The sequence below is a fragment of the Anabaena sp. WFMT genome, assembly GCF_051781005.1.
Classification (GTDB): Bacteria; Cyanobacteriota; Cyanobacteriia; order Cyanobacteriales; family Nostocaceae; genus Anabaena.
Genome location: NZ_JBPWOA010000037.1, coordinates 137637 through 158985, shown reverse-complemented (window position 1 = coordinate 158985; position 21349 = coordinate 137637). Strand labels below are relative to the sequence as shown.

22 protein-coding genes are annotated in these 21349 nt (G+C 39.3%); 11 read left to right on the top strand and 11 right to left on the bottom strand.

What is annotated here, in order from left to right:
- Positions 1-84: 84 nt before the first annotated feature.
- A complete protein-coding gene (locus ACSQ6I_RS24300) occupies positions 85-2184 on the top strand; it encodes a GUN4 domain-containing protein (protein WP_438892808.1) in 2100 nt (699 codons plus the stop codon).
- A 33-nt stretch (positions 2185-2217) separates the two neighbouring features.
- Here ACSQ6I_RS24300 and ACSQ6I_RS24295 read toward each other — a convergent pair whose 3' ends face one another.
- Positions 2218-2598 (bottom strand): transposase, encoded by a 381-nt coding sequence (locus tag ACSQ6I_RS24295; protein WP_438892807.1) that lies wholly within the window; start codon positions 2596-2598, stop codon positions 2218-2220.
- A gap of 122 nt (positions 2599-2720) precedes the next feature.
- Between ACSQ6I_RS24295 and ACSQ6I_RS24290 the strand changes: the two genes are divergently transcribed.
- Both ACSQ6I_RS24290 and ACSQ6I_RS24285 read left to right on the top strand, forming a co-directional pair.
- The gene (locus tag ACSQ6I_RS24290) at positions 2721-2966 is read left to right on the top strand and encodes a DUF433 domain-containing protein (protein ID WP_438892806.1); all 246 of its coding nucleotides are present in this window, start codon (positions 2721-2723) and stop codon (positions 2964-2966) included.
- 44 nt (positions 2967-3010) lie between these two features.
- Positions 3011-3304: a DUF5615 family PIN-like protein gene (locus ACSQ6I_RS24285; RefSeq protein WP_438892805.1), complete on the top strand. Its 294-nt coding sequence runs from the start codon at positions 3011-3013 to the stop codon at positions 3302-3304.
- A 102-nt stretch (positions 3305-3406) separates the two neighbouring features.
- Here the strand turns inward: ACSQ6I_RS24285 and purQ are convergent, their stop codons facing one another.
- Positions 3407-4081: a phosphoribosylformylglycinamidine synthase subunit PurQ gene (gene purQ / locus ACSQ6I_RS24280; RefSeq protein ID WP_438892804.1), complete on the bottom strand. Its 675-nt coding sequence runs from the start codon at positions 4079-4081 to the stop codon at positions 3407-3409.
- A 136-nt stretch (positions 4082-4217) separates the two neighbouring features.
- Positions 4218-4496 carry a phosphoribosylformylglycinamidine synthase subunit PurS gene (gene purS / locus ACSQ6I_RS24275; protein ID WP_015215893.1) on the bottom strand — a complete coding sequence of 93 codons (279 nt, stop codon included), beginning with the start codon at positions 4494-4496 and terminating at the stop codon, positions 4218-4220.
- Positions 4497-4688: 192 nt separating this feature from the next.
- On the opposite strand from purS, the gene ACSQ6I_RS24270 reads away from it, so the two are divergent.
- Entirely contained in the window at positions 4689-5090 is a 402-nt protein-coding gene (locus ACSQ6I_RS24270; protein ID WP_438892803.1) for a Fur family transcriptional regulator, read from the top strand.
- Between the two features lie 89 nt (positions 5091-5179).
- On the opposite strand, the gene ACSQ6I_RS24265 is transcribed toward ACSQ6I_RS24270, so the two are convergent.
- On the bottom strand, positions 5180-6187 hold the full coding sequence (locus ACSQ6I_RS24265) for an SPFH domain-containing protein (RefSeq protein ID WP_438892802.1): 1008 nt from the start codon (positions 6185-6187) through the stop codon (positions 5180-5182).
- A 36-nt stretch (positions 6188-6223) separates the two neighbouring features.
- Positions 6224-6658 carry an NfeD family protein gene (locus ACSQ6I_RS24260; protein WP_015215890.1) on the bottom strand — a complete coding sequence of 145 codons (435 nt, stop codon included), beginning with the start codon at positions 6656-6658 and terminating at the stop codon, positions 6224-6226.
- Positions 6659-6988: 330 nt separating this feature from the next.
- Between ACSQ6I_RS24260 and ACSQ6I_RS24255 the strand changes: the two genes are divergently transcribed.
- Positions 6989-8947 (top strand): PP2C family protein-serine/threonine phosphatase, encoded by a 1959-nt coding sequence (locus ACSQ6I_RS24255; RefSeq protein WP_438892801.1) that lies wholly within the window; start codon positions 6989-6991, stop codon positions 8945-8947.
- A gap of 140 nt (positions 8948-9087) precedes the next feature.
- Positions 9088-9360 carry a ferredoxin-thioredoxin reductase variable chain gene (locus ACSQ6I_RS24250; RefSeq protein WP_438892800.1) on the top strand — a complete coding sequence of 91 codons (273 nt, stop codon included), beginning with the start codon at positions 9088-9090 and terminating at the stop codon, positions 9358-9360.
- A 163-nt stretch (positions 9361-9523) separates the two neighbouring features.
- Here ACSQ6I_RS24250 and ACSQ6I_RS24245 read toward each other — a convergent pair whose 3' ends face one another.
- The 6 genes from ACSQ6I_RS24245 to ACSQ6I_RS24220 all read right to left on the bottom strand — a co-directional run bounded on the left by ACSQ6I_RS24245 (position 9524) and on the right by ACSQ6I_RS24220 (position 15284).
- Complete coding sequence (locus tag ACSQ6I_RS24245) at positions 9524-9745, bottom strand: hypothetical protein (RefSeq protein WP_015215887.1); 222 nt, start codon at positions 9743-9745, stop codon at positions 9524-9526.
- Positions 9746-9810: 65 nt separating this feature from the next.
- A complete protein-coding gene (locus tag ACSQ6I_RS24240) occupies positions 9811-10602 on the bottom strand; it encodes a YdcF family protein (protein WP_438892799.1) in 792 nt (263 codons plus the stop codon).
- An 89-nt stretch (positions 10603-10691) separates the two neighbouring features.
- The gene (locus ACSQ6I_RS24235; RefSeq protein ID WP_438892798.1) at positions 10692-11213 is read right to left on the bottom strand and encodes a hypothetical protein; all 522 of its coding nucleotides are present in this window, start codon (positions 11211-11213) and stop codon (positions 10692-10694) included.
- Positions 11214-11627: 414 nt separating this feature from the next.
- Positions 11628-13175, bottom strand: a complete 1548-nt coding sequence (locus ACSQ6I_RS24230) for an AAA family ATPase (protein WP_438892797.1) — start codon at positions 13173-13175, stop codon at positions 11628-11630.
- A gap of 378 nt (positions 13176-13553) precedes the next feature.
- A complete protein-coding gene (gene rplY / locus ACSQ6I_RS24225) occupies positions 13554-13850 on the bottom strand; it encodes a 50S ribosomal protein L25 (RefSeq protein ID WP_438892796.1) in 297 nt (98 codons plus the stop codon).
- Between the two features lie 96 nt (positions 13851-13946).
- Positions 13947-15284 (bottom strand): adenylosuccinate synthase, encoded by a 1338-nt coding sequence (locus tag ACSQ6I_RS24220; RefSeq protein WP_438892795.1) that lies wholly within the window; start codon positions 15282-15284, stop codon positions 13947-13949.
- A 130-nt stretch (positions 15285-15414) separates the two neighbouring features.
- Here ACSQ6I_RS24220 and ACSQ6I_RS24215 point away from each other — a divergent pair, with 130 nt between their 5' ends.
- From ACSQ6I_RS24215 to ACSQ6I_RS24195, 5 genes are all read left to right on the top strand, one after another.
- Complete coding sequence (locus ACSQ6I_RS24215) at positions 15415-17889, top strand: MASE1 domain-containing protein (RefSeq protein WP_438892794.1); 2475 nt, start codon at positions 15415-15417, stop codon at positions 17887-17889.
- Positions 17882-18064: a PAS domain-containing protein gene (locus ACSQ6I_RS24210; RefSeq protein ID WP_438892793.1), complete on the top strand. Its 183-nt coding sequence runs from the start codon at positions 17882-17884 to the stop codon at positions 18062-18064. Before ACSQ6I_RS24215 ends, ACSQ6I_RS24210 begins: the two co-directional genes overlap by 8 nt.
- Positions 18065-18416: 352 nt before the next feature.
- Entirely contained in the window at positions 18417-18668 is a 252-nt protein-coding gene (locus ACSQ6I_RS24205; RefSeq protein ID WP_438892792.1) for a hypothetical protein, read from the top strand.
- On the top strand, positions 18658-20043 hold the full coding sequence (locus ACSQ6I_RS24200; protein ID WP_438892791.1) for a diguanylate cyclase domain-containing protein: 1386 nt from the start codon (positions 18658-18660) through the stop codon (positions 20041-20043). Before ACSQ6I_RS24205 ends, ACSQ6I_RS24200 begins: the two co-directional genes overlap by 11 nt.
- Positions 20044-20163: 120 nt before the next feature.
- Complete coding sequence (locus tag ACSQ6I_RS24195) at positions 20164-21201, top strand: adenosine deaminase (protein ID WP_438892790.1); 1038 nt, start codon at positions 20164-20166, stop codon at positions 21199-21201.
- Positions 21202-21349 lie beyond the last annotated feature (148 nt).

Below are 21349 nucleotides of genomic sequence, written 5' to 3'. Positions count from 1 at the left end.
CGAAAAATTACCATTTTCATGTATAGGTTAGTGTATATTCTTTTGTAAATACGTATTTAACCGTATTTATATAAATATTTTCCTTTGAGTCTAGCAGATGCAAAAAATAGTCATGGCAAATATAAATCACCCAAATTCTTACCAGTATTATTGTACCTGCGCGATATCCGCGAAGAAATTACTAGTCCACAACCTCCTACTCTGCCAGAATTAATTACCAATCACCTGAAAACTCAACCTGCTTTTGCTGAACTCAACCCACAAACAGACTGGTTTAATCAACAGTTAAAAAATGGCAAATGTTTAGTGATGTTGGATGGACTGGATGAAGTTGCTGATAGTAATGAACGTTCGCAGGTAAGTAAATGGGTAAATAAGCAAATGGAAAGCTATCTAAAGACAGCTTTTATCATTACTTCTCGTCCTTATGGTTATAGCAGTGCGCCTGTAGATGAAGTAGAAATTATTCTTAAAGTTCTACCTTTCTCTTTAGAACAAATGAAGCTATTTATTAATAGCTGGTATCTGCAAACTGAAATTAGAAGTCGCGCCGGCAAAAATAATCAAGCAGTAAAGGCAGAAGCTAAGAAAAATGCAGAAGATTTAATTGAGCGAATTATTAATAATCGTGCTATTGCTGATATGGCAACAAATCCGCTTTTGGTGACAATGATTGCTACTGTTCATTATAGCGGCAGTGCATTACCAGGACGTAGGGTGGAACTGTATCAGAAAATTTGTGATTTACTTTTGGGAACGCGACAAGCAGCTAAGAAAATTAAAGCGCCTCTGACATCTGAACAAAATAAATCAGTATTACAAGTTTTAGCACTGGATTTGATGAAAAGGGAAACTCGCACTTTTGAACCAGCAGAAGTTGAGAATTTAATTGCTAGTGAACTACAAAAAATAGCTAATATTACGTTAACGCCAGCAGAATTTTTAGAACAAGTTAAAGATGTTAGTGGTTTAATAGTCGAAAAAGAACAAGGCAAACTTGAATTTGCTCATTTGAGTTTTCAGGAATATTTAGCTGCTGCTGAAGTCAAAGAGTTGCAGCAAGAAAAAATATTAATTGATAACTTTTGTAATTCTTGGTGGGCGGAAACAATTCGCCTTTATGCTGCTCAAAGTGATGCCACAAATTTGATTCAAGCAGCTTTACAAAATCAAACTGTTGCCTCTTTAACTTTGGCTTATGATTGTTTGAAAGAAAGTAAGAAAATAACTCCACAAACACAGAATCAACTTGAAAATATTCTCGAAGCTGGATTAACATCTCAAGATCCAAAAATTGCTCAAATAGCAGCACAGGTTAAGTTAGCTAGAAGGTTAAATAGCCTATTGCGAATTAATGAAACTCAAGAAATAGATCAAAGTTATCTTACTTGGGCAGAGTATCAGCAGTTTATCAAAGATACTTTTGGTACAAATACTATTGAGCAAGACTTTTTACCAACTAATTCAACAAGTCTTTCTCTTACTCAATCTGTGACTGGAATGAGTTTTCAAGCTGCTAATCGGTTTTGTGCTTGGTTGAGTTTAAATTCTAATTTTGACAACAATTTTATTCGTTATAGATTACCAACAGAAGCAGAAGCGAAACAGTATCCAGCACGAGATGAAAAACATCTCACTTGCTGGACTCAGGAAAACAGAAATAATGGAGAAGGAATTAGAATTGTCAAAGACCAATGTCCACAACAATACAGACAACTATTAGAACACTTAGCTGCTGGAAATTGGCGCGAGGCGGATGAAGAAACAGCTAAAATGATGCTCAAGGTAGCTAACCGAGAAAGTCAAGGTTACTTAAGTATTGAAGATATTGAGAAATTTCCCTGTTCTGATCTCCGTACGATTGACCAACTTTGGGTACAATATAGTGACGGTCGCTTTGGTTTTAGTGTCCAAAAGCGTATCTATGAAGCACAAGGGAAAGACTGGGGAAAAATGGAACGGGCATTAGAGTGGTCAAGCGAAAATTATAGTATAAAAGCCCCTGTGGGACACCTACCTTTTACCTTACCTACCAAATATTTACCAACTCCAACCACCTACAAAAAATTCCAAAAAAATATTTTTGGTTTTGTAGCGTTGATTGGAAACGAGAAGGGAAGTGTGAAAAGTGAGGAAGAGGGGTACTCTTATCTCGCACAGAGACTTGTAAATTGTAACCTATAAAGCTTTCAGCCAATCATAAACATTTCTTTTTACCTACTTTCCTACGAGGTTAGGTTTCCGATACCTCGCTCTTTTGTGATCAGTCTTCTCAAACTCGCTACTGTGATATCGCTTTTCCCAAAAATGTCCTGTACGGTTTAGCATTCGGTTAAAACACATAGCAGTGTACCAATTTAACCAGTGCATAATTTTAGGCAGGTCTTCAGACTTTTTCGGTTCTATCATGTAATGAACATGATTACTCATAATGCACAACGCATAAAGCTTAAACCCAAACTTATCTAAAGCTTTTTTGATAGCGTAAATAAACACCTCTCGGCATTCATTACGAGTGAGACGAAATTCACGGTTATTACAGCGAGTTGTGATGTGGTAGCAATATTCTGGCTTGAGGTTGCGTGGTTTGCGGGACATTAGATATCTCAGGTAAGTTTCTTGAAAGTATTGAAGTATTGTATGAAACCCATAATTTCTAACAACCTAACCCAACAAAATAATGTATAGTTAGTTTAGTAGGATTCCTATATCTAAATATTATGAATAAATCAGCATTAGATAGAATAACAATTAACAATGATATTTGTCATGGTAAACCTTGCATTCGGGGATTACGCTACCCCGTAGAAATGATTTTAGAACTGTTGAGTTCAGGAATGACCACTGATGAGATTTTAGAAGATTATGATGATTTAGAGTATGAAGACATTTTAGCAGTTCTCTCTTTTGCAACTCAACTAACTCAAGTTAAAAGTATTGTGCAATTAATTTCATTAAATTCTTAATTGATGCTCAATTACCAATCCGCATCGCCAATTTATTAGAAAACTTGGGATATGATGTTATGCATACAAAAAATCTGCCTTTAAAAAATTCTACTCCTGATTCGGAAATTAATAACTTATCAATTTTAGAACAGAGAATTGTGATTACAAAAGATAAGGATTTTTTAGATTCTTTCTTAATCAAACAAGAACCTTATAAACTACTTTTAGTAACAACAGGTAATATTAATAATAAGCAAATTGAACAACTTTTTTTACAAAATATTTCCCAAATAGTTGAGTTATTCAGGACTTACGATTTTTTAGAAATGAATAAAGATAGTTTGATTATTCATTAATGGTATTTATTGGGTTGAAATCACAAAACCTAATATATAAATTTGAATATTTATTAAATAGGGTGAGAATTACCCACCCTACGCTTTTGAAAATATATAAAGTTACACCAAAGCTGCAACTTTCTCCAACAAACCCTGAAACAACCGCAAACCATCGCTATTACCTAACGCTTTATCTGCTGCTCTTTCTGGATGTGGCATCATTCCTAAAACATTACCTTGAAGATTACAAATCCCGGCAATGCTGTTTAATGAACCATTGGGATTTTCCCCGTGGTAGCGAAATAAAACTTGCCCGTTATCTTCAATTTCTGCTAAAGTCTTTTTATCAGCATAAAATCTCCCTTCTCCGTGAGCAATGGGTAAAGTGATAATTTCACCCTCTGCATAACCTTGAGTCCAAGGTAAATTATTACGCTCAACTTTGAGGGGAGAACGATCGCAGATAAAATGCAAATCTTGATTTCTAGCTAATGCCCCAGGTAATAATCCAGCCTCAGTTAATACCTGAAAACCGTTGCAGATACCCAAGACAAACTTACCTTTTTGCGCGTGTTCAATCACTTGTTGCATCACAGGCGAAAAACGAGCGATCGCACCACAACGCAAATAATCCCCATAGCTAAAGCCACCAGGGACAATCACCACATCTATATCACTAATATCAGTATCTTGATGCCAAATCATACGCGTTGGCTGTCCTAGCAAGTCTCTAGTGACATAAGCAACGTCGCGATCGCAATTAGACCCTGGAAAAACTAAAACACCGAATTTCATTGGTTATAAGGGAACAGGGTACAGGGAACACTTCGACAAGCTCAGTGCATCGCAGGGAACAGGGAACAGGAAATTAGAGAAGGCAAAAGTTTTTACCTATTACCCATTACCAATTACCTATTACCCATTACCTACTTCAGAACACTCCGGTTTGTGATTCAACTTCAATCAAATCAAAGCGATAATTTTCTATCACTGGATTTGCTAACATTTGGTCACATATTTGATTCATGTCTTGACGCGCTTTCGTCTCATCAGGTGAGATAATAGTGACTTCCATGTACTTGCCAATACGCACTTGTTCAACGTTGTCGAATCCCATTTGCTTCAGGCCAGATTGTACAGCCACACCAGCGGGGTCTAAGACCGAAGGACGAAGCGTTACGAAAACTTTAGCTAGATACTTCCTTTGCATTAGGCTTTTTGCTGAATGCTGCGATCGCTATACTATAACTTTTTGCCCCCACTGGGTGAAAATATAATCACACAGCCGCTAGAGTTAATCTATCAGTTAGTCAATAAAAAACGTGTGATCACAGATGCTAGTTTTTCATAGCTATCTATGATACCAATATATTCCCAATCTAAAATCTAAAATAAAATTGGTATGAGAGCCATACGCACCCGCAGTCAAGACCGGATTTTAACCCTGCTAAAAAACATTAAACAAGGTATTTCCGCACAAGATATGTACATAGAACTACGTAACCGTAGTCAAAACATGGGTTTAGCAACGGTATACCGTTCACTGGAAGCCCTCAAACTTGAAGGTAAAGTACAAGTACGGACTTTAGCTAACGGTGAAGCCCTCTACAGCCTAACCCAGCAAGATAAACATCACCTAACTTGCCTACAATGCGGTATCTCCATACCAATTCATCAATGTCCCGTCCATGAACTAGAAATCGAATTACAGTCCAGCCATAAATTTAAAGTGTTTTACCACACCCTAGAATTTTTTGGCTTGTGTAACCAATGCCAGATAAATCAAGAAATTGATAATTCGTAATTCGTAATACCGCTACGCGGAAGCAAGCTACGTAATTCGTAATTGGGTTATTAACCTCCTGATCTCCCTCATCTCCCCCGTTCCCTCTTTTAACTGGCGCGGTTATTATCTCTGGGAATTTCTCTACCAAATAGGGGATTAGAGTCAGTGGGTACATCGGAGACAATAGAGCGCATACCCTCAAAAGCAGCGGGAATAGTGCGCGGATCAATAAACATCACCTTGCTACTATCGCTTTTACCAATTGTTGCGCCCATATCCAGATAACCTAAAGCAAACATCACTTCCACCGCTTTGTATGCATCTGGATTGTTTTTGATTTTCTGGGAAATGATTTCTGCTGATTCTGCGATCGCTTGCGCCCTGAGAACCTGTTGTTGGCGTTCCGCTTGCGCCTTTAATACAATCGCCTTTTGTTCTGCTTCCGCTTGCAAAACCACCGATTTTTGACGGGCTTCTGCATCTAAAAGCTGGGCATCAGCCTTACCTCTCGCACTATTAACAGCAGATTCGCGATCGCCCTCAGAAGTTAAAATTAAGGCACGTTTCCGCCTTTCCGCCGTCATTTGCATCTCCATTGATTCTTGCACTGCCTTAGACGGGACAATATCTCTCAATTCCACCCGCGTAACTTTAACACCCCAAGGATCAGTAGAAATATCTAATTCCCTTAACAACAATTCATTAATTTGGGTGCGGGCAGTAAAAGTTTGATCCAACTCCAATTGTCCCATTTCCGAGCGAATTTGCGTCAGCACCAAGTTCACCATTGCCGCCTGGAGATTCTCTACCTTATAGTAAGCTTTCTCCAAATCAACAATTCTCCAGTAAACAACCGCATCAACACTGATAGAAACATTGTCACGAGTAATACATTGTTGTGGCGGAATATCTAAAACCTTTTCTCTAATAGTTTGTTTGTAAACAATGCTATCTAAAAAAGGATTAATAAATTTTAAGCCAGGTCCCAGTTTCTCCTTATAACGACCCAAACTTTGCACCAAGACTTCATCACCCTGATTAATCACCCTCACCGACTTGAATATCACAGTACCGCCACCAAACGTTAAAGCAAGTAACAATAAAAACTCATTCATTTTGATAACTCTCCTGAGTAGTGAGTAAATTCAGAACTACGAATGCAAAATATTTTCTGGCATCACAATCAACGTTGTCCCTTCTCGTCTAACGACATAAACTCTTTGATATGGTGGTACGCTGAGTTTGTCATCATCACATCTTGCTCGCCAAGAATTTCCCTCGTATAGTACCCGACCTGTTTGTCCCACCGGAATTTCTGTTAGAGTTTCTCCTATCACTGCATCAGTAATTTTTGACTTGAGTCGCTGTGGTTGCAGAAACCTGCGGGAAAAAACAACCAGCAGACTAGAAAACAACAGCCAAATAACAACTTGCAGCCATACATTCCCCAAACCCAAGTAAGACAATAGCGCCACGACAAAGGCACTAATTCCCATCATGAATTCCACAAAAGCTGTAGGTAGAAAAAGTTCCATTAAACACAGAACCGATCCTGCCAGTAGCCAAATTACAGTAAAAGTTGGCATAGCGTCATCCTAGACACCTCATTCAATTAACAAATCCATATGGCGGTATGCATTTGAATGAAATACATCATAGCCCCCTCATCGCTTGCGGGGAGGGGGTTGGGGGTGGGGTTCTTGTATCTCACTCAACCGAGAACCGCTATATCTAAAGTTAGATACAATCAGACACTGACAATTTACCGAAATCAAAACTTGCTATCTCGAACAACCAATTTTTGATTAAATTTAAGTAACAAGCCATAACCGAGGTTATAAAATATAGTCTATTCTAGCGTTCCGTCCATTAACACATTAATTTAACGTAAATTTATTCTTTATAATTTATACATTATGCTTTCTACTCAACAAATCATTCATTGTCCAAATCCAGACTGTAATCAACCGATTAACTCTGTGGGAGATAAAGTTTGTGCCAGTTGTCTAACTCCTCTAACTTACCGCTATGTTTGGGCAACTGGCCCAGTAACCGCAAAAACACTCCCTCACACCAAGATTGCAGATAGATATGAAGTAATTACACAGCAGATTTGGCTAGATACTCAACCGGCACTACCACCAGAAATACCCTCAGAATTACCCCCAGAAGTTATTCCCTACCTAAAATTATATTCACAACGCTTACACATCCCTCAACCCTACGGCTTTACTAGTTCTTCAACAGAAGACACCCATGATATTCTGTTGTTAGAAAATGCACCTATAGATGAAATAGGAAATCTCTACCCCATCATTACCGAAGTTTGGGAAGAAGCAAAGGCAGTTAGACAACTGTACTGGCTATGGCAAATTCTCCAACTGTGGACACCTTTATCAGAATTGGGAGTAGCCGCAAGCTTGCTATCACCAAAAAACTTACTTGTGCAAGGTTGGTGTGTACGCCTTTTAGAACTGCACCAAACATCAGAAAAACTAACTTTACAAGATTTGGGTGAATCTTGGCTGTCATGGGTATTAGTGGCAAAAGCAGAAATTGCTACAGGCTTAGGCAACATCATCCAAAAAATGTGCCACAGTCAGGTAGATTTAGCAACAATTAGCAATCAACTCAATGAACTGTTGTTAGCATCAGCAGCAGAATTGCCATTAATGCAAACAATCGCAGGAGTGACAAATACAGGCCCTATTATGAAACATAATGAGGATGCCTGCTACCCCAGTAATTCTAGTGATGTAGATAAATATTTACAGGCCAAATTATCAATTGTTTGTGATGGCATTGACGGACATGAAGGTGGCGAAGTTGCGAGTCAATTGGCAGTGCAATCACTGAAGTTGCAAATCCGTGCTTGGCTAAAAGATGTAGCAGAACAAAAAGAAGTAATTTCACCTGATTTGTTGCAGCAACAACTAGAAGCCAGCTTGCGAGTAGTGAATAATATGATTTGGTCACGCAATGACGAACAAAACCGCCAAGGTAGAGAACGCATGGCGACGACTTTAGTCATGGCGATACAATTACCGCAACGAATTGTTACAAATGCTGGGTGGGAATCAGACAATACCCATGAACTTTATTTAGCTAATGTTGGTGATAGTCGTGCTTATTGGATAACTCCCAACTATTGCCAATTATTAACAATAGATGATGATTTGGCAACGCGGGAAGTCCAGCTTGGACAGAGTTTATATCGTCAAGCAATTCAAACACCCAATGCTAATGCCCTTACCCAAGCATTAGGAACTAAAGAAGCCGAATCTCTGCACTTTTCCATCCAGCGATTTATTTTAGAAGAAGATGGAATTTTGTTACTTTGTTCCGATGGTTTAAGTGATCATAATTGGGTAGAAAAATCTTGGCGTGATTACGCTACTCCAGTATTAACAGGTAGGCTGTCTGTGGAAGATGCTGCCCAGAAATGGGTAAAGCTGGCAAATGAAAAAAATGGTCAAGATAATACATCAGTTGTGCTGACTCTTTGCCGGATCTCCCAAGCATATTTGGTGCCAATTACACCTGCACCAATGGTTTTAGAACCTGTAGAAACAGAGGAATTAGAAATAACAGCACCAGAAATTGAAACTTCAGAAATAGAAGTTCCAGAAGTAGAATTGGCAGACAGTTCACAAGCTTTGTTGAATTTGGATCTGACTGAAGAATCAACACCCACTCCAGTCAAACAAACAAATGTGGGTAAGCGTCTGGTGATGTTGGGAGGGTTATTGGCTGTGCTGCTAGGGTGTACAGGTCTGGGTTTATTTGCTTGGTTGCAACTACATCCCCAATCTTTTGGGCAGATTTGTCGGCAACTTCCCCAAAATGTACAAACAATCTGCCCTGAACGCAAATAAGCTAAATATTTCGCCATTGCCGAGATATGGTAAAATCAACCAGGCGAGGCAATTTTAGTCATTGAGTCCGCTTGGCGCTGAAGATGGCCATCTGACTCTTGGTAACAGTAATCGTCTACCTTCAATAGATACAATGAGTCATGGCTGTGGAGATAGTTGTGGAAGAGCAAAAGCTAGGTATAAATAATGTTATGAAAGTTGGCGATCGCGTCCGCGTTAAAGAGTCGGTTATAGTTTATCATCACCCTGAGCATCGCAGCCAGGCTTTTGATCTCAAAGGTACAGAAGGCGAAATTGAGAAGATTGTCACCCAATGGCAAGGTAGACCTGTGAGTGCTAATTTTCCGCTTTTAGTCCAGTTTAGTAAAAAATTTAAAGCTCATTTACGCGAGGATGAATTAGAAGTTATTTAAATCCGGGAGGAGTCAGGAGTGAAATCCGCTTGAGGTTTGGCTTTTGATTTTCAGTTTTTACCGTATGGCTACGCCACGCAAGCTATCGGAGTTCGGCGAAGGCTCACTCGAGCCGCTGACGCTCACGGCGAAGCCTCATTTATTGGCAATATACTGTAATTCTTTAGCGGCGACAAAACCACTGCATAATATTCAGTTCGCCGCGCATTTTTTCTAAGTCTCGGCGATTTTGGGCTGCGGTTTTGTAATACCATTGGCAATGAAGCTCAAATTCAGAACGTGTTTGAACTTCATGATAAAACTGGTGGGTTGTTTGGTAGCTGCTAAAGGTTTCGTCAACTTCTGATTGAGGTGATGGGACAATAAATGGTAATTCTTTACTCATTGGTAATGGGTAATTGGTAATTGGTAATTAATTTTTGAATTGATTTGTTTTCACTAAGTAAGCATCTATATCCAGCCTCGTAAACGGTAGATAAAACTACCAATATATTCTTTTAAGGCGTTGGTAAATTGGTGCAAATTATTGGTATCAGGTAATAAATTTAGTATGGCAGCTTTGGGAGTGTTGGTGAGTTCTTGAAATTCGCCTTTGCTAACTAGAAAGTCGGTTGGTGCAGGAATTACATCAATGCCTTGACGTTGAAAGATTTTGAGCGATCGCGGCATATGCATTGCAGAAGTTATTAATAATACCTGCTTGATGTCACGAGATTCCAGGATTTTACGGACATTTACAGCATTTTCATAAGTATTTAAAGAATCTGGTTCTTGAATTATTACTTCGGCTGGTATGCCAATAGATGTCAGGATAGTTGCCATATCTGTTGACTCTGGGGAACCACTACCGCGCCAATCAATGCGACCGCCACTTAAGATAATTGTAGGCGCTTTTTTTTGCCGATAGAGTTGAGCCGCATAAATGACCCTATCTCCAGATTCACTTAAATCCACAGTTGGACGAGGCCACACACCTGATTTTGTCGCACCACCTAGTACCACGATAGCTTGGGCGTTGGGTATTTGAGCAAGGGGGATATTTTGCCATTCTAGCGATCGCACCAAAGACTTAGCAACCCAGGCATTACTGCACAGGAGTAATAAAATTAAAGATAGACTTATTGCGATCGCTGCAATACGTGGACGTTTCCATAAAGTCACCAAAGCCACTATCAAGCTTATACTAGCTAATCCTAAAGGATAAAAAAACAGTGGCAGTAGTTTAGAAAGATATAAAAACATAATTCATAATTCGTAATTCGTAATTCGTAATTGGGTAATTGGTAATTTGTTATTAACCTCCCCATCTCCCTCATCCTCCCTGTCTCTAATTACCTTCTTTGCCAAAACCGAAAATTGAAACTTCCACTAGTGCGACGATAACGGCGAGTAGATAATCTTTTATTCCTTTTAATTGTCCTCTGACTGGGTTGTTGAATATCTTCTTCTTTTGTTTCTAAAATATCATCTAATAGCTGAGTTCTAGTTGTTTCCTTACTTCTCCACCAAGCAATAATCCAACCGCCACCTAAAGCAGCAATTCCTCCAAATAAGATACTGATTGGTGCTGAATAACCCAAAAATAAACAGCTAAACATAAAAAATAACCAGTATTTTAAAGCTGCATCTATGCCATCATTAGAAGCTACATCTGGTATCTGGGGGTTATTTTCGTTTACTGTTGTGAACCATCCTAAAGTAACGCCGCCCATAATCCCTATGAACAAACTCAGGATGAGAGAAGCTCCTGCAAAATTGGCAATAATAGTTAAAATGAAACCAAATACCAGTTGAGAAAAGAAATTTGGCGAAGATGATAATATTTCGCTGAGGATATTTTTGTTAGGTGCCATAGCGCAAAAATTTAAAATTCAAAACTTAAAGTGTCAAAGTAATTGATACAGAAGAAGTCAGTAAAGTGCAATACTCATTGGTGTCAATTTAGAGGATGCTTGAAAAGTTCTTAGTAATGTATCAAAGAATTTTATATCCTCCTAAGTCCCCCTTAAAAATGGGGTTAGGAGGGATCAATAAGTTCCTAAAGTCACAGCCAAAAACTTTTAAAACAACCTCTTAGGGTTTGCTGATAGCGTCGCTATCAATGAGAGTAGAGGCAGAGCCTCTGTGATAGCATTCCTATTCAGAGACTAGGAACGAGATAAAACGAGATAAATTCAAAACTCAAAGTTTAAACTGTCAAAGTAATTTGTAATTGATACAGCAGGGAATAGAGGAGAATCACTTTTTATCTATTCCCTAATTACGAATTACGAATTACGAATTATTGCTTGTAATTGTGCCTCTTGAGATTGAGTTGTATCCAATATTTTAATATAGGGTTGTTCTTTGTCTGTAAAGGGTTCAGCTTGGTTAAGTTGGGATACCAATAAATCAGCAGTTGCATCAGCTATATCACCAGTGCGGTTAACAAGACGCTCTTGCAATACTTCTAGAGGTGCTGTGCAGTGGATAATTTGTAGAGGTAATTGATATTGTTGGGTTTGTGCGATCGCATTTTCTCGTAAATGCTGGCGGTCATATTTGGCATCTAAAATCACACTCCAACCTTGATTAGCCAATATAATCCCCAGTATCAACAACCTATCATAAGTCTGCTCAGTCATTTCGGGTGTATATATTTCATCACCACCACGTTCTAACAAAGGAATTCCTGCCAAATGTTTCCGTACAGCATCAGAACGCAGATGAACTGCTCCCAGTTGACGGGCTAAATATCTAGCTGTCGTACTTTTGCCAGAACCTGATAAACCCGACATCAAAATTACTTTTCCCTGCTTAGGTTTAGTATATTCCCAAGCTTGCCGATAATATGCAGATGCTGTATTTGCAGCTTCTTCTTTCACAGTTGCAGGTACACTTGAATCATCTAATAAAAAAGATGTCACTTTAGCCCGGACATAAGCTTGACGGCTTAAATACAAAGGTAATACTTGCAAACCTTCCCAATCTCCAGTTTGTTCAGCATAAGCATTCAAGAAAGCATTACCTAAATCTTTACGTCCTCGTGCTTCTATATCCATGACTGTAAACGCCACATCATACATGACATCAACGAAGCGAAACGGCTCATTAAACTCGATGCAGTCAAACAACATAATTTTGTCATGCCACAGAGCAATATTTCTCAGATGCAAATCACCATGACATTCGCGTATGTAGTTATTGGCAATTCTGCTAGTAAATAATTCTGGACGTTGGGCAAAAAAGTTATCAGTATATTCTTTTGTTTGTGCAAACTGTTCTTGGGTTTGAGGGCCACCAATATAATTTTGAGTTTGTGTGTAATTCTCATTAATAGACAACTGCACTTGTGAGACTTCTCCAAAACTGCGAATGTAATCATTCGTTTGAGCTTGAGAATGGTATTGGGCTACTACCCGTCCCAATTCTTCCAAGTGCATCTCATTTAACTTACCTTGGGCAAAAAGCTCACTAAACAGAGATTCTTGGGGAAACTGACGCATCTTTAGCGCATATTCAACAGTTTCTCCTGTATCTCCAAGATGATATTGCTCACTTACCAAAGCGATAGGTACAACTTCTAAATATAATTCACCTGCTCCCCGTTGATTTAACCGCAATTCTTCCTGACAAAAGTGCGATCGCTTTTCTAAGGTTGAGTAATCTAAAAAACCAAAATTTACTGGTTTCTTGAGCTTGTAGGCATAATCACCAGTTAGCAACACATAAGAAACATGAGTTTGAATCAGTTGAATGGGTTCTGTCACCGCATGGGGATAAAATCCTGGTTGTAACATTTGTTGAATTAAAGCTGGCAGAGTGGCTTCTGTCATAGGATTGATATCAGTATTGGATGTTGGATCTTGAATTGGGAAAAATAATTATACCAAGTTAAGTTGGAAGAGATTCCGGGAACAGTAAAGGTTAACGGCTGTTAAACTCTAGGTTCAGCCAAAATCTCAAATCCAAAATTGGTATGAGGCTGTTTAATTTACTGTAAATAATACAACCTATCTTCATTTTGCATAACATGATGTTTAATTTTTAACCGCAGACAAATATAGCTAAATGCATACAAGCATCCGCAGTGGTAATTTTGGACTTAGATATTGACGCTGATAGCTTAACAAAAAAACCAGGGGTTAACCTGGTTTAATCAGCAATTATGAAAAAAAATCAGTGATATAAAAGCAAGAATTGACACCTAAGCTTTAGTTTTTAGCAACAAAAAAACTCAAGTGGTATGGTGTACCCTTAGCTGGGTGAATCTGAACTTCACGAAGCACGGTTTTACCATTCCACTCCAATTCTGGGATGCTGAGTTCAATTTCGGTTTTATTAGGAGCAGCTTGTTTGAGCAGGCGTTCAACGACCTTAGCATCAAGTACTAGAGAAATTGATTCAATACCGTTGTGACCGTACAAATTAGCTGGTATTAAGCCCGAACGACGCAAAGCCTTTGGTTTGCTACCTTCTGGACGCTTTTTAGATTCGACTGTAATAGCCATAGTAGTTGTTAGTTGTTAGTGGTTAGTTGTCAACTCAGCACTCAGTACTCAATACTCAATACTCGGTACTCGGTACTCGGTACTCGGTACTCAGTACTAAGGTAAAGAAACTGGTGTTCCATCTGGTTGTAATAGAGCGCGTTTTGGTCCGTGGATTGGGTCTTCTACAATTATGGTTTGATCGCGGCTGGCTCCTAAGGAGACGATCGCAATGGGGACTTCCATTAATTCAGCTAAGAATTTAAGATAGTCTAGTGCTTGCTTTGGCAATTCTTCCAAAGAACGGCACTCAGTTGTTGACACTTGCCATCCTGGTAAGGTTTTGTAGATGGGACGACAACGGGCGAACTGACGAGCGCTGGTGGGGAAGTGTTCACACCGTTCACCATCTATATCATAGGCAACACAAACATTGATTTCCTCTAATTCATCGAGAACATCAAGTTTGGTAATAGCGATACAATCCATCCCATTAATACGGACTGCATAGCGACCAATGACCGCATCAAACCAACCACAGCGGCGCTTTCTGCCTGTTGTTGTCCCAAATTCCGCACCGCGATCGCACAACAATTCTCCCATTGCTCCGTGCAGTTCGGTGGGAAAAGGCCCTTCACCAACTCGTGTTGTATAGGCTTTTGACACCCCAATTACCCGATCTATCATTGTTGGCCCTACTCCAGTACCAACGCAGGCTCCCCCCGCTACGGGATTAGAGGAAGTGACATAAGGATAAGTTCCATGATCTAAATCGAGCAGTGTACCTTGTGCGCCTTCAAACAAAATATTGCGTCGTCGAAGAATCGCATCGTATATTTTCAGCGAAGTATCGACAACATAAGGACGCAAGCGTTCTGCATACCCTAAATAATCCGCAATTACTGCTTGAGGATCTAAAGGTGGCAGATTATACAGCTTTTCTAAAATGACGTTTTTATAATTGATCGTCCACTCCAACTGCTCACGGAGTTCATCTGGGTTCATCAAATCCAAAACCCTGATACCTGTCCGCTCAGATTTATCAGCGTAGGTTGGACCAATTCCTCTCCCAGTAGTGCCGATTTTATGAGTTCCCCGTCGCTCCTCCGATGCCTGGTCAATCAACCGATGGTAAGGCATGGTAACGTGAGCAGTCTGAGATATCAGCAGATTAGCAGTGGAAATATTGAGTTTTTCTAGTTGTTCTAGTTCCTTTATCAGCACCTGTGGATCTATGACTGTCCCACAGCCGATAATACACTCAGTATCTGGATACAGAATACCAGAGGGAATTAAGTGCAGCTTAAACGTCTGACCTTGGACTACGATTGTGTGTCCAGCGTTAACTCCCCCTTGGTAACGTACCACCACATCTGCGGAGCGGCTGAGTAAGTCAGTTATTTTACCTTTTCCTTCGTCGCCCCATTGAGCGCCTATGACAATGACGTTAGCCAAGAGATTATATTAAATGGTAAAGTTTCCACAAACTATAATTGTTAACAGATTTGATGCCTTTTGTCAAGAAATTGGTTAATTGGTATTTGGTAACTGGTATTTGGTATTTGGTGATGGGAAGATGGGAAAAATGAATTACTGTCTGCCTACTATTTCCAATTTACGAATTATTGAAATGTCTGTAAGGTTATCCCGAACTCTTAATTATCTAGGACTTGACATTAAAAGTACCCGTTGGTTGGCTCAGATTTTGGTCATTGCAATTACCTATCATCTAAGTTCTTGGGTGGTAATTAACAAGATACCTATGTCTCTGTACGGTTCGCCCGTGTGGCCTGCTGCGGGATTAGCAGTTGGGTTTTTGTTAATTTGGGGGCGATCGCGCTGGTTAGGTATATTTTTAGGGGCATTATGTAGTAACTATATCAATGTTGATTTCAACTTATTGTCTCCCTGGTCGGCGATTGGCACAACCATCGGCTCACTGATCTCCGTGACACTGATCCTACGCTTGACTGGTACAAGCTATCCCCTTAAACAAGTCAATCATGTAGTGATTTTCATCGTTTGTACCCTGTTTACCGGGTCAATTGTTCAATCACTGATCGGTGTATTCGTAGTTTGTTTGGGTGGGTTCAAAGCTTGGAGTGATTGGTTGCAAGTTTTCTCTAATTGGTGGATTGGCGATGTAGTAGGAATTTTGGTCTTTACTCCCCTAGTGTTGGCTTGGGGGCGCTCATTACGAGATTCGAGAGTCAAATTTTGCCAATACCGGGAGGTGTTAATTGCCATAACCAGCTTGACAATTGTTGCCTATCTAGCCCTGGTTAAAAGCCAACCTGTAGAATATCTCCTCTTGCCTCCATTACTTTGGTCTGCCTTTCGTTTTGGCGCGAAAATAACCACTTTACTAGTGACCATCATCGCCATGATTGCTGCCATTACTACCGGCTACAAAATGGGGGTTTTTTACAAAGTAGCCGTACAAAGTAATTCTCTATTGTTACTACAAATATTCATTGGCGTGATTGCTATGACTATCATGGCTGTACTGGCAATTGTTGCAGAAAATCGCTGTGCAGAAATTCGCTTGCAAAACGCCAACTCCGATCTAGAAAACCGAGTTTTTGAACGCACCAGGGATCTACAAGAAAGCGAAGCTAAAGCACAGGAACTAGCTACCAAAGCCGAAGCTGCTAATCAGGCAAAAAGTGCATTTATTGCCAATATGAGTCATGAATTGCGAACACCCCTCAATGCAGTTATTGGGTTTTCGCAATTGATGTTACGGGCTAATAATCTCCCCCCTGACCAGTATGAAAATGCAGGTATTATTTATCGGAGTGGTGACTACTTACTAACTCTCATTAATCATATTCTCGATTTATCAAAAATCGAAGCTGGTAAAGCAACCCTAAATTTACACGACTTTAACTTTTATCGCTTGCTCGATGATTTAGAAGATATGTTGCATTTGCGAGCAAGCGATGCTGGATTAGAACTAATATTCGAGCGGACTCAAAATGTCCCCCACTATATCTGCACCGATGAAGTTAAACTACGTCAGGTTTTAATTAATTTACTCTCTAATGCCATCAAATTCACTCTCCATGGATCAATTGTCTTGAGTGTAGATAAAGAGAATAAAGATGATGAAGACACAGAAGATGTTATTACCCTCAATTTCCGCCTTCGTGATACTGGTGTAGGTATTGCACGGACGGAACTACCAAAACTCTTTGATGCCTTTATTCAAGCACAGGCAGGGCGAGAGATGCAAGAAGGAACTGGTTTAGGTTTAGCAATCAGTCGGAAATTTGTACAACTGATGGGGGGGGATATTTCCGTTGAAAGTCAATTAGGAAAAGGTACAACTTTCCAATTTTATATTCAGGCAAAATTGGGTCAAGAAACAATCAGCCATAGTACAGAAGGGCGGCAGCGTGTGCTAGATATTGCTCCTGGACAGCCTACATACAGAATTCTCACAGTTGATGATAAGCCTATTAATCGACAACTGTTGTTTAAACTTCTTAGTCCTTTGGGATTTGAGATCAAAGAAGCTAGTAACGGACAAGAAGCGATCGCAATTTGGGATGAATGGGAACCTCATTTAATTTGGATGGATATGAGGATGCCAATTATGGACGGGTACGAAGCCACAAAACACATCAAATCCACAACCAAAGGCAATGCTACAGCCGTAATTGCCCTCACAGCCAGCGTTTTAGAAGAAGAGAAAGCTATAGTACTGTCTGCTGGTTGTGATGATTTTCTGCGTAAACCTTTTTCAGAACATACAATTTTTGAAGCACTTGCTAAACATCTGGGTGTCAAATATATATTTGCTGAAACTAATTCTGAAAATTCAGAACATATAGAGGAAAATCATTTAACATCTGATCATCTCAAGTGTATGGATCAAGAGTGGATTAATAAATTCTATGAAGCTGTTTTAGAAGCAAATACCAACCATGTCATAGAATTAACTAAGGAACTTCCGATTACAGAAACTTTTTTAATTCAATCTTTAACAAAACTTGCTCGGATATTTGAATTTGAAAAATTAGCTGATTTAGTTGAGCCTTTAATAAATCATGAATAGTGACGTAGGCAAATCTCACAAATTTTTTCCATATTCTAGTAATGCTATGAAAGAGATTTATGGGATTACTCCAGAAGAAGTGAAAGAAGACGCAACACCCATTTTTCAGATTTTTCACCCCGATGATTTAGAGATGATTAATCAATCTATCCTTGAATCTGACGCACCCTACTAATTTTATATTTCAGACGAAATTGGGTGAAAGCGTGATTACTAATAGTGCAGAAGGAGAACAACGCTGGATGGAAATTGCTCCCAGCCTAGCTTCAAAATCCTAGCGCTGAACCCCCACGTAATTTGGATGGATATGAAAATGCCTGTTATGGACGGTGACGAAACCAAGTACATCAAATCCACTACCAAAGGTAATGCTACCCCTGTGATAGCTTTCACAGCAGGTGTTTTATAAGAAGAGAAAGCGCGCTCTCAGCTGGTTTTGATGACTTTTCCCCACACCTTTTGCTGAAAATACAACTTTTGACGCTCTTGCTAAACATCTTGGTGTAAGATACATCTTTGCAGAAAGTTTGTTTGCTAATCCAGAAGATTACACAGAAAGCCCCTTAACATCGGAAAATTTAACCTGTATGCCTGGAAAATGGATTAACCAACTATATGATGCTGCACTTGAGGCCAATACTAACCTCGTTTTGCAACTTGTAGGAGAAATTCCAAAAACAGAAGTTCAGTTAGCACAATTACTAACAAAACTCACCGGTAAATTTAAATTTGAACAGTTGGTTGATTTAGCCGAACCCTTGATAACCAATGAATCTTGATTCTCAACCTGAAAACAAAGGTAACATTCTCCTAGTCGATGACATTCCAGAGAACTTACAATTACTCAGCGATTTACTGGTGAAACTCGGCTACACTGTTCGCAGCGTCACTAGTGGGCGAATGGCACTAAAGACGGTGAAAATAAAGCAACCAGATGTCATCTTACTAGATATTAAAATGCCAGAAATGGATGGCTATCAAGTATGTCAATGTCTAAAAGCTGATGAAGATTTACGGCATATTCCCGTCATTTTTATTAGTGCTTTAGATGATGTTTTTGATAAAGTCATTGCTTTTAACTCAGGTGGTATAGATTACATTACAAAACCTTTTCAAATTGAAGAAGTAGTCGCACGCTTGGAAAACCAATTAATTATTCAACGTCAGCAACGCCTGTTACAAAAAGAAGTTAATAACCGCAGAGAAGCAGAAGAGGTGCTTCATCATTCTCGGGCTTTATTAGCTAGTATTTTAAATAGTTCTCTGGATGGTATTGCAGCTATGCAAGCTGTTCGGAATCCCGCTACAGGAGATATTGAGGATTTTCGCTGTTTGGTTGTAAATCCTGTTATTGCTAGAGTCTTTGAACGTAGTCGGGAAGATTTAATTGGTAAATTGGTATTAAGGAAATTTCTCAATCATATTGAGCCAGAACTCTTTGATCAATTTGTTGAGATTGTAGAAACAGCAGAGCCTCTAGAAAGAGATTTTTACTATCCATCAGGTGAGTCTTCCTGGTTTCACTTTGTGGCTGTAAAATTAGGTGATGGTTTTGCTATTACTATCCGCGATATCACTACGCGAAAAGAAATTGAACTTGCTCTTCAACAGGCAAATCAAAGACTGGAAATACTGGCAAATTTGGATGGTTTAACTCAGGTGGCTAACCGTCGTTGTTTTAATGATCGGTTGCTACAGGAATGGGAAGAACTAGCACAAGTACAGCAGCCACTTTCCCTGATTATTTTCGATATTGATTACTTCAAATACTACAATGACTATTATGGGCATCTTGCAGGTGATGATTGCTTGTTACAAATTGCCCAATCGGTGTATCAATTAGTTCGTCATTTTGATGTAAATCGTCCTTCAGACTTGGTAGCTCGTTACGGTGGAGAGGAATTTACGGTACTTCTACCCAAGACGGATTTAGAGGGAGGGATAAAGGTAGCATCTAGAATTCAGCAAATAATTCATGATCTGGCTATTCCTCATGTCAAGTCTGATATCAAGGATATCGTCACAGTCAGTTTGGGAATTGCGGCACTGATACCCAGTATGGAAGTGAAGCCGGATACATTAATTGCCTTAGCAGACAAAGCTTTATACAATTCTAAACAACAAGGGCGCGATCGCTATTCCTCTAGCTATTAATTTATCAGTGAAAACAGTTGCTTCTTTAGCCCAGCAATATCTGCTTCTGCTTTAGACATAAATTTTTTTATTTATAAATTTTGTTACAATTAATGAAATTTTTATCTAAAAATTACCACTATGGCCTTATACGCTGAGTTACATAGACACTTGGGGGGTTCAGTCGTTCCCCGTGTGTTGTGGCGGTACTTTGAGCGCCATGCTAAAGATTTAATTTCTCGTTTTGCTGAATATCCAGAATTTGAAGAATTTTACACACGTCCCCGCAACACTTTAGATGAATATCTCGAATTACACACCTTAGTAGAAAGTGTGCAAACTGTAGAGACTTTACCTTACTTTATCTATCGCTTGCTGCGCGGTGCTTATATCTTTGAAAACTTGGCTTATTTAGAACTGCGTTATACTCCCTACTTGCGGACACCTGAGCATCTAAATCAAGCGGCAAGAATTGATAAAATGACTGAAATTGTAGATATTGTGGGCAAATCTAGCCATTTACCTGAATATCCCATTGTCACTAGTCAAATTCTTTGTATGCACTCCCGTTTACCTTATGAAGTAAATAAGGCAATTGTGGATTTAGCAGCGCAAAATCGAGAATATGTCTGTGCGATAGATGTCGCGGGGGGCGATCGCTATTATGCTGAACGCATGGAAGAATGGATTAGTTTATATAATTACGCCCATTCTCTGGATATCAAGACCACAGGACATCTTTATGAAACTACAGATGGTTGCTATCCAGTACTTTTACCCTATTTAATGCGAATTGGTCACGGTATCCAAATTCCCCTACTATATCCAGAATTACTTAAAGATGTAGCTCAACAGGGACAATGTTTAGAAGTTTGTCCCACAACTTACCTGAAAACAGGAACTTTACAGGATATCCGGCAACTGAAGTTAGTTTTTGACCGTTGTTTTGAAGCAGGTGTAGATATTGCCATATGTACAGATAATGCTGGTTTGCACAATATGCGACTACCGTTTGAGTATGAAAATCTCTTGACTTACGACATTATCAATTTTGCTCAATTACAAGCTTGTCAAGATGCAGCTTTTCGTCATGCATTTGCTTGGCCTTATACTCAACGTCCGGCATCTTTATTAAATAGGTTGTTGAAACCTGAAGCAGATAAGATGTTGGCAATGTAAGACTCTATTTGAATATTACAACTTTTGATTATCCTCTTCTTGAATGCGGGGGATTTTTATTTGGGCATATCCACTGTTTTTCTTTGTTTTATCCATTATAAGTGACTTAGTTATAAATGTTATAATTTATATATCCCAATCCTGATTA

What these genes read in the sequence shown, in the direction of transcription:
- ACSQ6I_RS24260 (WP_015215890.1), bottom strand. Translation starts at nt 6,658, where the DNA reads ATGCCAACTTTTACTGTAATTTGGCTACTGGCAGGATCGGTTCTGTGT.
- ACSQ6I_RS24270 (WP_438892803.1), top strand. Translation starts at nt 4,689, where the DNA reads ATGAGAGCCATACGCACCCGCAGTCAAGACCGGATTTTAACCCTGCTA.
- ACSQ6I_RS24215 (WP_438892794.1), top strand. Translation starts at nt 15,415, where the DNA reads ATGAATTACTGTCTGCCTACTATTTCCAATTTACGAATTATTGAAATG.
- ACSQ6I_RS24290 (WP_438892806.1), top strand. Translation starts at nt 2,721, where the DNA reads ATGAATAAATCAGCATTAGATAGAATAACAATTAACAATGATATTTGT.
- ACSQ6I_RS24295 (WP_438892807.1), bottom strand. Translation starts at nt 2,598, where the DNA reads ATGTCCCGCAAACCACGCAACCTCAAGCCAGAATATTGCTACCACATC.
- ACSQ6I_RS24240 (WP_438892799.1), bottom strand. Translation starts at nt 10,602, where the DNA reads ATGTTTTTATATCTTTCTAAACTACTGCCACTGTTTTTTTATCCTTTA.
- ACSQ6I_RS24245 (WP_015215887.1), bottom strand. Translation starts at nt 9,745, where the DNA reads ATGAGTAAAGAATTACCATTTATTGTCCCATCACCTCAATCAGAAGTT.
- ACSQ6I_RS24250 (WP_438892800.1), top strand. Translation starts at nt 9,088, where the DNA reads ATGGCTGTGGAGATAGTTGTGGAAGAGCAAAAGCTAGGTATAAATAAT.
- purS (WP_015215893.1), bottom strand. Translation starts at nt 4,496, where the DNA reads ATGCAAAGGAAGTATCTAGCTAAAGTTTTCGTAACGCTTCGTCCTTCG.
- purQ (WP_438892804.1), bottom strand. Translation starts at nt 4,081, where the DNA reads ATGAAATTCGGTGTTTTAGTTTTTCCAGGGTCTAATTGCGATCGCGAC.
- ACSQ6I_RS24235 (WP_438892798.1), bottom strand. Translation starts at nt 11,213, where the DNA reads ATGGCACCTAACAAAAATATCCTCAGCGAAATATTATCATCTTCGCCA.
- ACSQ6I_RS24200 (WP_438892791.1), top strand. Translation starts at nt 18,658, where the DNA reads ATGAATCTTGATTCTCAACCTGAAAACAAAGGTAACATTCTCCTAGTC.
- ACSQ6I_RS24255 (WP_438892801.1), top strand. Translation starts at nt 6,989, where the DNA reads ATGCTTTCTACTCAACAAATCATTCATTGTCCAAATCCAGACTGTAAT.
- ACSQ6I_RS24210 (WP_438892793.1), top strand. Translation starts at nt 17,882, where the DNA reads ATGAATAGTGACGTAGGCAAATCTCACAAATTTTTTCCATATTCTAGT.
- ACSQ6I_RS24265 (WP_438892802.1), bottom strand. Translation starts at nt 6,187, where the DNA reads ATGAATGAGTTTTTATTGTTACTTGCTTTAACGTTTGGTGGCGGTACT.
- ACSQ6I_RS24195 (WP_438892790.1), top strand. Translation starts at nt 20,164, where the DNA reads ATGGCCTTATACGCTGAGTTACATAGACACTTGGGGGGTTCAGTCGTT.
- rplY (WP_438892796.1), bottom strand. Translation starts at nt 13,850, where the DNA reads ATGGCTATTACAGTCGAATCTAAAAAGCGTCCAGAAGGTAGCAAACCA.
- ACSQ6I_RS24230 (WP_438892797.1), bottom strand. Translation starts at nt 13,175, where the DNA reads ATGACAGAAGCCACTCTGCCAGCTTTAATTCAACAAATGTTACAACCA.